This window comes from Rhizobacter sp. (assembly GCA_019635355.1).
Classification (GTDB): domain Bacteria; phylum Pseudomonadota; class Gammaproteobacteria; order Burkholderiales; family Burkholderiaceae_C; genus Rhizobacter.
Genome location: JAHBZQ010000001.1, coordinates 102,564 through 117,535, shown reverse-complemented (window position 1 = coordinate 117,535; position 14,972 = coordinate 102,564). Strand labels below are relative to the sequence as shown.

The 14,972-nt window shown below is 66.8% G+C and carries 12 protein-coding genes and 1 pseudogene; 7 read left to right on the top strand and 6 right to left on the bottom strand.

Annotated features, from left to right (window positions below; all coding sequences use genetic code 11):
* The first annotated feature begins 68 nt into the window (after positions 1–68).
* The 6 genes from KF892_00560 to ggt all read left to right on the top strand — a co-directional run bounded on the left by KF892_00560 (position 69) and on the right by ggt (position 6,326).
* Complete coding sequence (locus tag KF892_00560) at positions 69–1,853, top strand: ATP-binding cassette domain-containing protein (protein ID MBX3623473.1); 1,785 nt, start codon at positions 69–71, stop codon at positions 1,851–1,853.
* A 139-nt stretch (positions 1,854–1,992) separates the two neighbouring features.
* Positions 1,993–2,667 carry an OmpA family protein gene (locus KF892_00555; protein MBX3623472.1) on the top strand — a complete coding sequence of 225 codons (675 nt, stop codon included), beginning with the start codon at positions 1,993–1,995 and terminating at the stop codon, positions 2,665–2,667.
* 138 nt (positions 2,668–2,805) lie between these two features.
* Positions 2,806–3,579: a thymidylate synthase gene (locus KF892_00550; GenBank protein MBX3623471.1), complete on the top strand. Its 774-nt coding sequence runs from the start codon at positions 2,806–2,808 to the stop codon at positions 3,577–3,579.
* An 11-nt stretch (positions 3,580–3,590) separates the two neighbouring features.
* Positions 3,591–4,052: a GFA family protein gene (locus KF892_00545; protein MBX3623470.1), complete on the top strand. Its 462-nt coding sequence runs from the start codon at positions 3,591–3,593 to the stop codon at positions 4,050–4,052.
* A gap of 8 nt (positions 4,053–4,060) precedes the next feature.
* Positions 4,061–4,543, top strand: a complete 483-nt coding sequence (locus KF892_00540) for a cupin domain-containing protein (GenBank protein ID MBX3623469.1) — start codon at positions 4,061–4,063, stop codon at positions 4,541–4,543.
* A gap of 67 nt (positions 4,544–4,610) precedes the next feature.
* A complete protein-coding gene (gene ggt / locus KF892_00535) occupies positions 4,611–6,326 on the top strand; it encodes a gamma-glutamyltransferase (protein ID MBX3623468.1) in 1,716 nt (571 codons plus the stop codon).
* On the opposite strand, the gene KF892_00530 is transcribed toward ggt, so the two are convergent.
* The 6 genes and pseudogenes from KF892_00530 to scpA all read right to left on the bottom strand — a co-directional run bounded on the left by KF892_00530 (position 6,320) and on the right by scpA (position 14,106).
* Positions 6,320–6,784, bottom strand: a complete 465-nt coding sequence (locus KF892_00530) for a VOC family protein (protein ID MBX3623467.1) — start codon at positions 6,782–6,784, stop codon at positions 6,320–6,322. The two genes, ggt and KF892_00530, sit on opposite strands and share 7 nt — an antisense overlap.
* Before the next feature lie 81 nt (positions 6,785–6,865).
* Complete coding sequence (accC, locus tag KF892_00525) at positions 6,866–8,866, bottom strand: acetyl-CoA carboxylase biotin carboxylase subunit (GenBank protein ID MBX3623466.1); 2,001 nt, start codon at positions 8,864–8,866, stop codon at positions 6,866–6,868.
* Between the two features lie 121 nt (positions 8,867–8,987).
* Complete coding sequence (locus KF892_00520) at positions 8,988–10,520, bottom strand: acyl-CoA carboxylase subunit beta (GenBank protein MBX3623465.1); 1,533 nt, start codon at positions 10,518–10,520, stop codon at positions 8,988–8,990.
* 11 nt (positions 10,521–10,531) lie between these two features.
* A complete protein-coding gene (gene meaB, locus KF892_00515) occupies positions 10,532–11,491 on the bottom strand; it encodes a methylmalonyl Co-A mutase-associated GTPase MeaB (GenBank protein MBX3623464.1) in 960 nt (319 codons plus the stop codon).
* A 186-nt stretch (positions 11,492–11,677) separates the two neighbouring features.
* Positions 11,678–11,944 (bottom strand): annotated as a pseudogene (locus tag KF892_00510) (GIY-YIG nuclease family protein).
* Positions 11,945–11,949: 5 nt separating this feature from the next.
* Positions 11,950–14,106, bottom strand: coding sequence for a methylmalonyl-CoA mutase (gene scpA / locus KF892_00505; GenBank protein ID MBX3623463.1), 2,157 nt, complete (start codon positions 14,104–14,106; stop codon positions 11,950–11,952).
* A gap of 180 nt (positions 14,107–14,286) precedes the next feature.
* On the opposite strand from scpA, the gene KF892_00500 reads away from it, so the two are divergent.
* Complete coding sequence (locus KF892_00500) at positions 14,287–14,964, top strand: GntR family transcriptional regulator (GenBank protein ID MBX3623462.1); 678 nt, start codon at positions 14,287–14,289, stop codon at positions 14,962–14,964.
* Positions 14,965–14,972 lie beyond the last annotated feature (8 nt).

Here is a 14,972-nt window from a genome sequence, read left to right as displayed (position 1 = left end):
CGAATGAAGAGGATCGCGACGCGGGTCGTGCGAACCGTCACGCCACACCGCACCTAGACTCCTTGCCCATGCCTGACGCCACCCCCGCACGCGCCGCACCGCGCAACGTCCGCTCCCTGAGCGGCCTGGGCCCCTTCCTGCGCCCCTACCGTTTTCACATCGCACTCGCCGTGCTGTTCCTCGTGCTGGCCGCCGTGACCACGCTGGTGCTGCCGCTCGCGCTCAAGTCACTCATCGACCAGGGTCTCGTCGCAGCCGATCCTGGCGAGCGGGTGATGGCCTTGCGCGAGCACTTCTTCGCCCTCTTCGCCGTGGGTGCCGCGCTCGGCATCTTCTCGGCCGCGCGTTTCTATGCGGTGACCTGGCTCGGCGAGCGTGTGACGGCCGACCTGCGCAACGCCGTCTACGCGCATGTGGTGAAGCAGAGCCCCGAGTTCTTCGAGACCACGCAGACGGGCGAGGTGCTGTCGCGCCTGACCACCGACACCACGCTCGTGCAGACGGTCGTCGGCTCCAGCCTCTCGATGGGCCTGCGCAATGCGGTGATGGGCCTCGGCGCGCTGCTGATGCTCGTCATCACCAACCCGTATGTGATGTCGCAGGTGCTGGGCATCCTGGTGCTGGTGGTGCTGCCCTCGCTCTACGCCGGCCGGCGTGTGCGCAAGTTGAGCCGCGCGAGCCAGGACCGCGTGGCCGACTCGGCCGCCATCGCCGCCGAGGTGCTCAACGCCGTGCCGGTGGTGCAGAGCTACACGCAGGAAGCCCGCGAGGCGCAGCGTTTCGACAGCTCCACGGAGAGCGCCTTCCGCACCGCCATCAAGCGCACCCGCGTGCGCTCGCTGCTCGTCGCCTTCATCATCAGCGCCACCTTCGGCGCGCTGCTGTGGGGCCTGTACCAGGGCACGCAGGCGGTGATGCGCGGCGCGATCACCCCGGGGCACCTGGGGCAGACGGTGGTGTACGTGATCATCCTCGTGGGCAGCGTGGCGGTGCTGTCCGAGGTGTATGGCGACATGCTGCGCGCAGCCGGCGCCACCGAGCGCCTGATGGAGCTGCTGGCGGCCAGCTCGCCGATCCAATCGCCACCCAAGCCGACGGCGCTGCCACCCACGGCGGCGGGCTCGTCGGTGGAGCTGCGCGACGTCAGCTTCCACTACCCCTCGCGGCCCACGCAGGCCTCGCTCGCGCAGGTGTCGCTCAGCGTGAAGCCGGGCGAGACGGTGGCGCTCGTGGGCCCGAGCGGTGCGGGCAAGAGCACCGTGTTCCAGCTGCTGCTGCGCTTCTACGACGCGAGCCAGGGCGAGGTGCGCATCGACGGCGTGCCGGTGCGCGAGATCGCGCTCGACGTGCTGCGCCAGCGCATCGGCATCGTGCCGCAAGACAGTGTGATCTTCTCGGCCAACGCGATGGAGAACATCCGCTACGGCAAACCCGACGCGAGCGACGAGGAGGTGAAGGCCGCCGCCCGCGCGGCGTTTGCCGACGAGTTCATCCGCCAGCTGCCCGAGGGCTATGACACCTTCCTCGGCGAGCGCGGCGTGCGCCTCTCGGGCGGCCAGCGCCAGCGCATCAGCATCGCCCGCGCGATGCTGAAGAACCCGCCGCTGCTGCTGCTAGACGAAGCCACCAGCGCGCTCGACGCGGAAAGCGAGCGCATGGTGCAGGCCGCGCTCGAGTCTGCGATGCAGGGCCGCACCACGCTCGTCATCGCCCACCGGCTCGCCACCATCCAGCGGGCCGACCGCATCGTGGTGATGGAGCACGGCCGCATCGTCGAGACCGGCACGCATGCGAGCCTGATTGCCAGCAACGGGCTGTACGCGCGGCTTGCGGCACTGCAATTTCAGCAATGAGATGTTGCGGGTGTAGGCATCGTCCGACAACCGGCTCTCGGCCCCTTCCGACAGACAGCCCTTGAGGAGCCGCCGACACTCCTTCGGCATCGGCGCTCGCCCCCGCTCGTGGGGCGCGCCGCTCTCGAAGGAGCCTCTCATGAATAGAAAAACCGCATCCCCTCTCTCTCGCTTCAGTCTCGTCGCCCTCGCCTCCGCCGCGGTGACGCTGGCCGGCTGCGAAAGCATGACCCCGACCCAGAAAGGCACCGCCGTCGGTGCCGGCGTGGGCGCCGCCGGTGGCGCCGTGATCGGCAAGGCCGCGGGTGACCGTGCCGGCGTGGGCGCCGTGGTGGGTGGCGCCGTGGGCGCCATCGCCGGCAACATCTGGTCGAAGCGGCAGGAAGAGCGCAAGCGCCAGATGGAGCAGGCCACGCAAGGCACCGGCATCGACGTGACCCGCACCGCCGACAACCAGCTGAAGCTCAACGTGCCGAACGACGTGTCGTTCGACGTCAACAGCGCCAACATCAAGCCCGAGTTGCGCGGTGTGCTCGACACCTTCGCCAACAGCCTGCGGGGCGACCAGAGCTCGGTGCTCACCATCGTCGGCCACACCGACAGCACCGGCTCCGACGCCATCAACAACCCGCTGTCGCTGGAGCGCGCTCGCAGCGTGCGCGACTACCTGGCCGCCCGCGGCGTGCCGGCCTCGCGCATCGAGACCGCCGGCCGCGGCGAGCGCGAGCCGATCGCCGACAACAGCACCGAAGCCGGCCGCGCCCGCAACCGCCGCGTCGAGATGTATTTGCGCGAACCTGCGCAGCAAGGGTGATTCATTTCATCGCGTGAATCACGCACCCCGGAAGGGCGCCCACGAGGCGCCCTTTTTCATGCTCGCCGATAATCCGCGGCACCCGACCCAGGAGCCGCCCACGTGACCCGCCCCATCCGTTCCCAGTACGAAGATTTCATGCGGCACGTGCACGAGCACGGCGTCTTCAAGGCCGACCGCACCGGCACCGGCACCAAGAGCGTGTTCGGCCACCAGATGCGCTTCGACCTGAGCGAAGGCTTCCCGCTCGTCACCACCAAGAAGATCTTCACCAAGGCGGTGATCCTGGAGCTGCTGTGGTTCCTGCGCGGCGACAGCAACGCCAAGTGGCTGCAGGAGCGCGGCGTGACCATCTGGGACGAATGGGCCGCCCCCAACGGCGACCTCGGCCCGGTCTACGGCGTGCAATGGCGCTCGTGGCCCACGCCCGACGGCGGCCACATCGACCAGATCGCCGAAGTCGTCAACGCGCTCAAGACCAACCCCGACTCGCGCCGCATCATCGTGAGCGCCTGGAACGTGGCCGAGCTCTCGAAGATGGCGCTGATGCCCTGCCATGCGTTCTTCCAGTTCTACGTGGCCAACGGCAAACTGAGCTGCCAGCTCTACCAGCGCTCGGCTGACATCTTCCTCGGCGTGCCGTTCAACATCGCAAGCTACGCGCTGCTCACCCACATGCTGGCGCAGCAGTGCAACCTCGAAGTCGGCGACTTCATCTGGACCGGCGGCGACTGCCACATCTACAGCAACCACACCGAGCAGGTGGCGCTGCAGCTCTCGCGCAAGCCCTACCCGTACCCCACGCTTCGCATCAAGCGCAAGCCCGAGTCGATCTTCGACTACCAGTACGAAGACTTCGAGTTCGTGGACTACCAGCACCACGAGACGATCAAGGCGCCGGTCGCCGTGTGATCGCAGCCCGCATGGCAGCGCCCTACTTCGGCCACTGCCTCTGCGGCGCCATCCGCTACCGCGTGAACGCCGAGCCGCTCACGTACTACGCCTGTCACTGCACCGACTGCCAGCGCCGCACCGGCGCGGCCTTCGGCCTGTCGATGCTCGTGAAGCAGGAGGCCATCGAACTGCTGCAGGGCGAGACGGTGCCCTACACCGCCACGCTGCCCGACGGCCGCATCAAGGCCGGCCGCATGTGCGCGACCTGCGGCACGCGCCTGTGGGGCGGGCCCGATGGCCGACCCGTGCGCGTGGTGCAGCCCGGCACGCTCGAAGGCCCGACCGGCCTCGTGCCGATCGCCCACCAGTGGATGAGCGAAGCGCAGCCCTGGGTCGTGCTGCCTGAAGGCACGCGCCGCTACGAGAAGAGCCCGGCGGATCCGATGGAGATGGTCCAGCTGTGGCGAGAAGCCCACCCCCGTGAAAGCTGAGTGACGACATGAGCGACTCCCACCGCCCCGTGGCCCTGCGCGCCGAAGACGCCCCGGCCCGCACCAAACCCTCGAACTACCCCGAGCCCTTCGCCTCGCGCATGACGGGCCGGCTGAAGAAGCCGCTCGGCGATCTCTTCGGGCTCGTGAACTTCGGTGTCAACCACACCACGCTCGCGCCAGGCGCCGCCTCGGCCTTGCGGCATGCGCACAGCAAGCAAGACGAGTTCATCTACATCCTGCAAGGCCACCCCACGCTGCACACCGACGAAGGTCTCACCCGCCTCGCGCCCGGCATGTGCGCCGGCTTCGCGCACGGCACCGGCAACGGCCACCGCCTGCTCAACGAGACGACCGAAGACGTGGTCTACCTCGAGATCGGCGACCGCACGCCCGGCGACCAGGGCAGCTACCCCGACGACGACCTGCGCGCCGAACTCGTCGACGGCCAATGGCGCTTCACGCACAAGGACGGCACGCCTTACACCTGAGCGGGCCTTTGTCGACGGCCCGCGCGGGCTGTGCTGTGATCGGCGCTCCTCGTTTCTGGAGCTACCGATGACCGTCTTGCGTTTCGTTCTGAGCCTTGCGTTCGCCGTTGTGTTGCCGGCGGTACAAGCCGCCTCGGTGGCGCCCGTGGCCGCCGAGAACGGCATGGTCGTCACCGCCCAGCACCTCGCCACGCGCGTGGGCGTCGACGTGCTGAAGGACGGGGGCAACGCGATCGATGCCGCGGTGGCCGTGGGCTACACACTCGCGGTCGTCTACCCCGCGGCCGGCAACCTGGGCGGCGGCGGCTTCATGACGATCCAGCTCGCCGACGGCCGCAAGACCTTTCTCGACTTCCGCGAGAAGGCACCACTCGCCGCCAAGCCCGACATGTACCTAGGCCCCGACGGCAACATCGTCAAAGGCCTGAGCACGCGCGGCTACCTCGCCGCCGGCGTGCCGGGCACGGTGCACGGACTGGAAGTCGCGCTCTCGAAATACGGCACGATGAAACGCGCCGCGCTGATCGACCCGGCGATCCGCTACGCCCAGCGCGGCTTCGTGCTCGACCAGGGCGACATCGACATGCTGAAGACCGCGACCGACGACTTCCGCAAGGACGCCCCCTCGGCCGCCATCTTCCTGAACAAGGGCGAGCCCTTCGACGTCGGCCAGACGCTGGTGCAGAAGGACCTGGCCACCACGCTCAAGCGCATCCGCGACCACGGTGCCGACGGCTTCTACAAGGGCCGTACCGCCGCCGAGATGGTCGCCGCAAGCCAGGCCGGACGAGGCCTCTTCACGCAGGCCGACTTCGACCAGTACACCACCCGCGAGATGGCGCCCATCGAGTGCGACTACCGCGGCTACCGTGTCATCTCGGCGCCCCCGCCGAGCTCGGGCGGCGTGATCGTGTGCGAGATGCTCAACATCCTGGAGGGCTACCCGCTCAAGGAGCTGGGCTTCCGCTCGGCGCAGGCGGTGCATTACCAGATCGAGGCGATGCGCCATGCGTATGCCGACCGCAACGCCTACCTCGGCGACCCCGATTTCGTGAAGAACCCGGTCGAGCGGCTGCTCGACAAGACCTACGCCGGGAAGATCCGCGCCGCCATCGACCCGGCCAAAGCCGGGGTGTCGCAAGACATCAAGCCTGGCGTGCCGCCGCACGAAGGCAGCAACACCACGCACTACTCCATCGTCGACAAGTGGGGCAACGCGGTCTCGGTGACCTACACGCTCAACGACTGGTTCGGCGCGCGCGTGACCGCCGGCAAGACCGGCGTGCTGCTCAACAACGAGATGGACGACTTCACCGCCAAGGTGGGCGTGCCCAACATCTACGGGCTGGTGCAGGGCGAGACCAACAAGATCGAGCCCGGCAAGCGGCCGCTGAGTTCGATGAGCCCGACCATCGTCTCGAAAGACGGCAAGCCGGTGATGGTGGTGGGCACGCCCGGCGGCAGCCGCATCATCACCGTGGTGCTGCACACCATCCTCAACGTGGTCGACTACGGCATGAACATCCAGGAGGCGGTGGACGCGCCGCGCTTCCACCAGCAGTGGCTGCCCGAGGCGACCAACTTCGAGCGCTTCGCGATCAGCCCCGACACGCAGAAGCTGCTCGAAGGCATGGGCCACAAGGTCGGCAACCCGCAGCCTGCCAACCATGTGGCGGCGATCCTGATCGGTGCGCCGTCGCTCGGCGGCAAGCCGGTGGGCAAGAACCGCTACTACGGCGCCAACGATCCGCGCCGCAACTCGGGCCTCGCAAAAGGCTACTGAAGCGCGGCGATCACGTCGGGCGGCGCCTGCACCAGCTCGATCAGCACACCTTCGCCCGCAATCGGAAACTCCTCGTTCGCCTTCGGGTGCAGGAAGCAGATGTCGTAGCCCGCAGCCCCCTTGCGGATGCCGCCCGGCGCAAACCGCACGCCTTTGGCGGTGAGCCACTCCACCGCCTTGGGCAGGTCGTCGATCCACAGACCGATGTGGTTGAGCGGCGTGGTGTGCACCGCAGGCTTTTTCTCGGGGTCGAGCGGCTGCATCAAGTCGACCTCGACCTTGAACGCGCCCTGGCCCATCGCACAGATGTCTTCGTCGACGTTCTCGCGCTCGCTCACGAACTTGCCCGTGACCTCGAGCCCCAGCGTGTCAACCCAGAGCGTGCGCAGGCGCTCCTTGCTCGGGCCGCCGATGGCCACCTGCTGGATCCCCAGCACCTTGAAGGGTCGCTTGCTCATGAAAGATCTCCTTCCATCGGGCACTTCGACAAGCTCAGTGCGAACGGAACGCTCCGTTCGGGCTGAGCCTGTCGAAGCCCCTCACTCGAATTTGAGGATGACTTGATCGACGGCCAGGCTCTCGCCCTTGGTTGCCGCCACTTCGGCCACCACGCAATCCTGCGTGGCGGTGAGGATGTTCTCCATCTTCATCGCCTCGATGACCGCCAACTTCTCGCCGGCCATCACCTTCTGCCCCTTGGTCACGGCCACGTCGACCAGCAGGCCGGGCATGGGCGACAGCAGGAACTTCGACAGGTCGGGCGGCGCCTTGAACGGCATCAGCGCATTCAGCTCGGCCGCACGCGGCGTGAGCACCTTGGCCTCGATCTGGGTGCCGTTGTGCGACACGCGATACGCCAGGCCCATGCGCTCGATCTGCGCGCAGAAGGGCTCACCGTCGAGCGTGCCGCGGATCACGATGTCGCGCAGCGGGGTCACGAAGTTGATGCGGCTCGTCTTGCCGCCCATCGTGACTTCGAAGCCGCCGCCCTGCTTCTCCACCTTCACCGGCACCTGCTCGGTCTTGCCGCCCCCGAGATCGGTGACCACCACGAAGTCGACGCCGATCTCCATCTCGTGCCCCGGCAGCTGCCCGCTGATGCGGCTCGCACGCTCGAGGTGCTTGCGGTTGGCCACAGCCGCGAGCGCCCGCAGGAACATCGGCTCGTCGTGCGGCACGGCCTCGGCGGTGAAGCCCTTGCCGTAGTGCTCGGCGATGAAGCCGGTGTTGAAGTTGCCGCCCACGAAATCCGGGTGCGCCAGCAGTGCCGCCTGGAAAGGGATGTTGGAGTTGATGCCGCGAATGGCGAAGCCGTTGAGCGCTTCGCGCATCTTGCGGATGGCTTCCAGCCGGTCCTTCCCGTGCACGATGAGCTTGGCGATCATCGAGTCGTAGTACATCGGGATCTCGCCGCCCTCGTAGACGCCCGTGTCCACGCGCACGCCGTTCTCTTCCTTCGGCGGTGCGTACTTCACCAGCCGGCCGGTCGACGGCAGGAAGTTGCGGAACGGGTCTTCCGCGTTGATGCGGCACTCCATCGCCCAGCCGTTGCGCTGGATCTCCTCCTGCTTGAAGGGCAACTTCTCGCCGGCCGCCACGCGGATCATCAGCTCCACGAGGTCGAGCCCGGTGATGCACTCGGTGACCGGGTGCTCCACCTGCAGGCGGGTGTTCATCTCGAGGAAGTAGAAGCTCTTGTCCTTGCCGACGACGAACTCCACCGTGCCAGCCGACTGGTAGTTCACCGCCTTGGCAAGCGCCACCGCCTGCTCGCCCATCGCCTTGCGAGTGGCGTCGTCAAGGAAGGGGCTGGGCGCCTCTTCGATCACCTTCTGGTGGCGGCGCTGGATGGAGCACTCGCGCTCCCACAGGTAGACGGTGTTGCCGTGCGCATCGCCCAGCACCTGGATCTCGATGTGGCGCGGCTCCTCGACAAACTTCTCGATGAACACACGGTCGTCGCCGAAGCTGTTGCGGGCTTCGTTCTGGCAGGCGGTGAAACCTTCGAAGGCCTCCTTGTCGGAGTAGGCCACGCGCAGGCCCTTGCCGCCACCGCCGGCACTCGCCTTGATCATCACCGGGTAGCCGATCTTCTTGGCGATCTCGACCGCCTCCTTCGCACCCGAGATGGCCGCGTTGTGGCCCGGAATGGTGTTGACGCGCGCCTCGGCTGCGAGCTTCTTCGACGCGATCTTGTCGCCCATCGCGGCGATGGAGGCGTGCTTCGGGCCGATGAAGACGATGCCCTCTTCTTCCACGCGGCGCGCGAACTCCTCGTTCTCGCTCAGGAAGCCGTAGCCCGGGTGCACCGCTTGCGCGCCCGTTTGCTTGCAGGCCGCGATGATCTTGTCCATCACGAGGTAGGACTCGCGCGAGGGCGGCGCACCGATGTGCACGGCCTCGTCGGCCAGCTCCACGTGGCGGGCGTCGCGGTCGGCGTCGGAATAGACGGCGACCGTCTTGATGCCCATCTTCTTCGCGGTCTTGACGACGCGGCAGGCGATTTCGCCACGGTTGGCGATGAGAATTTTTGTGAACATTTTCAGTGTCTCCACACACCGTTCGTGCTGAGCTTGTCGAAGCATGAGCGGTGTGCGCAATGCCCTTCGACAAGCTCAGGGCGAACGGAGGTATGCGTGTGCAAAGCGGAGGCTTGCAGCGTCACAGCGGAATATTCCCGTGCTTGCGCCACGGGTTCTCGACCTTCTTGTTTCTCAGCATCACCAGCGAACGGCAGATGCGCTTGCGCGTCTCGTGCGGCTGGATCACGTCGTCGATGAAACCGCGTGCGCCCGCCACGAAGGGGTTGGCGAACTTGGCCTTGTATTCGGCTTCGCGCGCAGCGAGCTTGGCCGGGTCGCTCTTCTCCTCGCGGAAGATGATCTCCACCGCACCCTTCGCGCCCATCACCGCAATCTCGGCGTTGGGCCAGGCGAAGTTGACGTCGCCTCTGAGGTGCTTGGAGGCCATCACGTCATAGGCGCCGCCATAGGCCTTGCGGGTGATGACGGTGATCTTGGGGACGGTGCACTCGGCATACGCGTAGAGCAGCTTGGCACCGTGCTTGATGATGCCGCCGTACTCCTGAGAAGTGCCCGGCATGAAGCCCGGCACGTCGACGTAGGTCACGATGGGGATGTTGAACGCATCGCAGAAGCGCACGAAGCGCGCGGCCTTGATGCTGCTCTTGATGTCGAGGCAGCCCGCGAGCACCAGCGGCTGGTTGGCCACCACCCCCACCGTCTGCCCTTCCATGCGGCAGAAGCCGATCACGATGTTTTGCGCGTAGCCCGGCTGCAGCTCGAAGAACTCGCCGTCGTCGGCGCATTTGACGATCAGCTCCTTGATGTCATACGGCTTGTTGGGGTTGTCGGGCACCAGCGTGTCGAGCGAGAGGTCGATGCGGTCAGCGGGGTCGTGGCTGGGGCGCACCGGCGGCTTCTCGCGGTTGTTGAGCGGCAGGTAGTTGTAGAAGCGGCGCAGCATGAGCAGCGCGTCGACGTCGTTGTCGAACGCGAGGTCGGCCACGCCGCTCTTGGTCGTGTGCGTCGCCGCGCCGCCCAGCTCTTCGGAGGTCACTTCCTCGTGCGTCACTGTCTTCACGACTTCGGGGCCGGTGACGAACATGTAGCTGCTGTCCTTCACCATGAAGATGAAGTCGGTCATCGCGGGCGAGTACACCGCACCGCCGGCGCTCGGGCCCATGATCATGCTGATCTGCGGCACCACGCCAGACGCCATCACGTTGCGCTGGAACACTTCGGCATAACCGCCGAGCGAGGCCACGCCTTCCTGGATGCGCGCGCCGCCCGAGTCGTTGAGGCCGATCACCGGGGCGCCGACCTTCATCGCCTGGTCCATCACCTTGCAGATCTTCTCGGCATGCGCTTCGCTGAGCGCGCCGCCGAAGACGGTGAAGTCCTGGCTGTAGACGAAGACGAGGCGGCCGTTGATCATGCCGTAGCCGGTGACGACACCGTCGCCGGGGATCTTGTTGTCCTGCATGCCGAAGTCGTGGCAGCGGTGCTCGACGAACATGTCCCACTCTTCGAAGGTGCCTTCGTCGAGCAGCAGCTCGAGGCGCTCGCGCGCGGTGAGCTTGCCCTTGCTGTGTTGCGCGGCGATGCGCTTCTCGCCGCCGCCGAGGCGCGCCGCGGCGCGCTTCTTTTCGAGCTGTTCGATGATGTCGTGCATGGTTTGGCCTCTCAGGCTCGTGTGAACAGTTGGAGGAGTTGGCGCGCCGCAGCCGACGGCGCGACACGGGATTCGTTGACGTTCTTCAGCACCTCGGGCAAGGCGTGGCGAACGTCGGGGTGGCGGCGGAAGTCGCCGAGCAACGCGGCGTGGATCAGGTCCCACATCCAGGCCTGGCCCTGGTGCTGCCGACGCTGTGCGAACTCGCCGCTCGCCCGGCGATGGGCGATGAGGCCTTGCACCTTCTGCCAGAAGGCGTCGACTCCCTGGGCCTTGAGCGCGCTCAGCTTGAGCACGCGCGAGGGGGCGCCATCTCCGTGGCCGGCCTGGCCCAAGAGGCGCAGGGAGCTTGCGATCATGGCTTCGGCCCGCGTGGCCGCGTCGACATCGAGGTCGGCCTTGTTGATGACGACAAGATCGGCCAGCTCCATCACGCCGCGCTTGATGGCCTGCAGGTCGTCACCGGCATTGGGCAGCTGCATCAGCACGAAAAGGTCGGTCATGCCGGCGACCGCAGTCTCGCTTTGGCCGACGCCGACCGTCTCGACGATCACCACGTCGTAGCCCGCCGCTTCGAAGACGAGCATCGCCTCGCGCGTCTTCTCGGCCACGCCGCCCAGCGTGCCCGACGATGGGCTCGGTCGGATGTAGGCCGAGGGGTTGGCCGAAAGCTGCTCCATGCGCGTCTTGTCGCCGAGGATGGAGCCGCCCGAGAGGCTGGACGACGGGTCGACCGCGAGCACGGCCACCCGATGGCCTTGGGCGATGAGATGAAGACCGAGCGCTTCGATGAAGGTCGACTTGCCGACGCCCGGCACGCCGGAGATGCCCAGGCGCAGGGCGCGGCCGGTGTGCGGCAGCAGCGCGTTGAGCAGCGCATCGGCGCGTGCGCGGTGATCGGCTCGCGTCGATTCGAGCAGGGTGATGGCCTTGGCGAGGGTGCGGCGATCGGCGCGGAGGATGCCGGGCAAGAGGGCGTCTTGCGCGGGCCCTTCGACAGGCTCAGGGCGAACGGAGGGGAGGGCCACACCACCCCGTTCGGGCTGAGCTTGTCGAAGCCCATGTCCGCCCGGCGTCGGCCCTTCGACAAGCTCAGGGCGAACGGATCCACCACTCCGTTCGGGCTGAGCCTGTCGAAGCCCTGCCGCCGCCTTGCTCCGCGCCAACCGGCTGACCTCGTTCCAATCCCCCGCGATCAGCGCCTCCTTCTTCGCCCTGGACCACCCCTTCACCTTCAGTTCGAAATCCAGCGCCTCGGCTCGGCTCTCGAACTCGCCCTGCCACGCGAGGGTGACCGGCTTGCGGGTCGCGGTGTACCCGATCAGGCCGTCTTCATGCTGCCGCATGCGCACCGCCATGTCGTCGGTGTGCCCACAGTAGTACGAATCGTCCGCGCACTTGAGCAGGTAGGTGTAGAAGGCCACGACACTCAGGCTTTCGCGATCTGCGCCTTGATCTTCTCGAGCACGTCTTTCGCGCTCGCCGGGATGGGCGTGCCCGGGCCGTAGATGCCCTTCACGCCGGCCTCGTAGAGGTAGTCGTAGTCCTGCCGCGGGATCACGCCACCCACGAAGACAACGATGTCGTCGGCACCTTGTGCCTTGAGCGCTTCGATGATGGCCGGCACCAAGGTCTTGTGGCCGGCCGCGAGGGTAGAGACGCCCACCGCGTGCACGTCGTTCTCGATCGCCTGGCGGGCGCACTCTTCAGCGGTCTGGAAGAGCGGGCCCATGTCGACGTCGAAGCCGAGGTCGGCGAAGGCCGTGGCCACTACCTTGGCGCCACGGTCGTGCCCGTCTTGCCCCAGCTTGGCGATCATCACGCGCGGGCGGCGGCCCTGCTCTTCGGCGAAGGCGGCAATTTCCTGCTGGAGCTTTTCCCAGCCTTCGGCACTGTCGTAGGCAGCTGCGTACACCCCGGTCACCTTTTGCGTGTCGGCGCGGTGGCGCCCCCAGACTTTTTCGAGTGCATCGCTCACCTCGCCCACCGTCGCGCGCAGGCGGATGGCCTTGATGGACAGGTCGAGCAGGTTGCCCGAGCCACTGTCGGCGCATTGGGTGAGCGCGTCAAGCGCGGCCTGCACGGCCTTCGCGTCGCGCGTGGCGCGGATCTTCTGCAAGCGCGCGACCTGCGCATCGCGCACCGCATGGTTGTCGATGTCGCGCGCTTCGATCGGGTCTTCTTCTTTGAGCTTGTACTTGTTGACGCCAACGATCACGTCCTTGCCCGAGTCGATGCGGGCCTGCTTCTCGGCGGCGCTCGCCTCGATCTTGAGCTTGGCCCAGCCGCTCTGCACGGCCTTCGTCATGCCGCCCATCGCCTCGACTTCTTCGATGATGGCCCAGGCCTTGTCGGCCATGTCTTGCGTGAGCTTCTCCATCATGTAGCTGCCGGCCCAGGGGTCGACCACGTTGGTGATGTGGGTCTCTTCCTGGATGATGAGCTGCGTGTTGCGTGCGATGCGGGCCGAGAAGTCGGTGGGCAGCGCGATGGCTTCGTCGAACGAGTTGGTGTGCAGCGATTGCGTGCCGCCGAACACCGCGGCCATCGCCTCGATGGTGGTGCGCACGACGTTGTTGTACGGGTCCTGCTCCGTCAGGCTCCAGCCTGAGGTCTGGCAGTGCGTGCGCAGCATCAGGCTCTTGTCGTTCTTCGGGTTGAACTCCTTCATGATGCGCCACCACAGCAGGCGGGCGGCGCGCATCTTGGCCACTTCCAGATAGAAGTTCATGCCGATGGCCCAGAAGAAGCTCAGGCGCCCGGCGAAGTCATCGACGTTCAGGCCCTTGGCGAGCGCCGTCTTCACGTACTCGCGGCCATCGGCCAGCGTGAAGGCGAGTTCGAGCGCCTGGTTGGCCCCCGCCTCCTGCATGTGATAGCCCGAGATCGAGATCGAGTTGAACTTCGGCATGTTCTTCGCCGTGTACTCGATGATGTCGCCGATGGCCCGCATGCTCGGCTCGGGCGGGTAGATGTAGGTGTTGCGGACCATGAACTCCTTGAGGATGTCGTTCTGGATGGTCCCGGAGAGCTTGTCTTGCGACACGCCCTGCTCTTCGGCCGCGACCACGTAGCCCGCGAGCACCGGCAGCACCGCGCCGTTCATCGTCATGGAGACGCTCACCTTGTCGAGCGGAATGCCGTCGAAGAGGATCTTCATGTCTTCCACCGAATCGATGGCGACACCGGCCTTGCCCACGTCGCCCGTCACGCGCGGGTGGTCGCTGTCGTAGCCGCGGTGGGTGGCGAGGTCGAAGGCCACGCTCACGCCCTGCCCGCCGGCGGCGAGCGCGCGGCGGTAAAAGGCGTTGCTCTCTTCGGCGGTGGAGAAGCCGGCGTATTGGCGGATCGTCCATGGCCGCACCGCGTACATCGTGGCCTGCGGGCCGCGCACGAAGGGCGCGAAACCGGGCAGCGTGTCGGCGTAGGGCAGGTCTTGTGTGTCGGCCGCGGTGTAGAGCGGCTTGACGGTGATGCCCTCGGGCGTGACCCAGTTGAGCGCTTCCACGTTGCCGCCCGGGGCGGACTTGGCAGCAGCCTTCTGCCAGGCGGCGAGCGCGTCGGGGGTGAGCTTGGGATCGGACATGACGGAACCCGGAAGTTTCAGAAGGAGCGGAAAGAAAGGGGCTGACTTCGGACCACGCGCACACGTAAAAATGCGTTCGCCGGCCGTAATTCAAAATTGAATTATATCTACAATAGGCTTGACGTCGGCTTACGCCGCGCTTCTTACGCCAATTCACCTACTCGCTACGGTCGCCGCCCCATGTCTACCACCCTGTCGCCCCGCGCCGCGCCCGCACCGGCTTCGTCTCGCCTGCGCGAGAGCGCCCTCTACGAACAGGTGGCCGAGCGGCTGCGCGCACGCATCCTGGCGCACACCCTGCCGCCCGGCAGCTGGATCGACGAGCAGGCCCTTGCCGCCGAGTTCGGCATCAGCCGCACCCCCTTGCGCGAAGCGCTCAAGGTGCTGGCCGCCGAAGGGCTGGTCACGATGAAGCTGCGCCGCGGGGCCTACGTCACCGAAGTCTCCGAGCGCGACTTGACCGAGGTCTACCACCTGCTGGGCCTGCTCGAAGCCGATGCCGCCGCCACGGTTGCCGAAGCGGCCACCGACGCGCAGCTCGCCGAGCTGCAGGCGCTGCACGACCTGCTGGAGAAGAGCGTGAACGACCGCGACGCCTTCTTCCGCGCCAACGAGCAGTTCCACCTGAAGCTGCTGCACATCGCCGACAACCAGTGGACGCAGGCGATGGTGGGCGACCTGCGCCGCGTGATGAAGCTCAACCGGCACCAGTCGCTCTTCAAGCAGGGCCGCGTGGAGGCTTCGCTCGACGAGCACCGCCAGATCATGCAGGCGCTCAAGGCGCGCGATGCTGCCAAGGTGAAGCAGCTGATGGAACGACACATCAAGCAAGGCCGCGAAGCCGCCACGCTGTCCTGACAGAATCG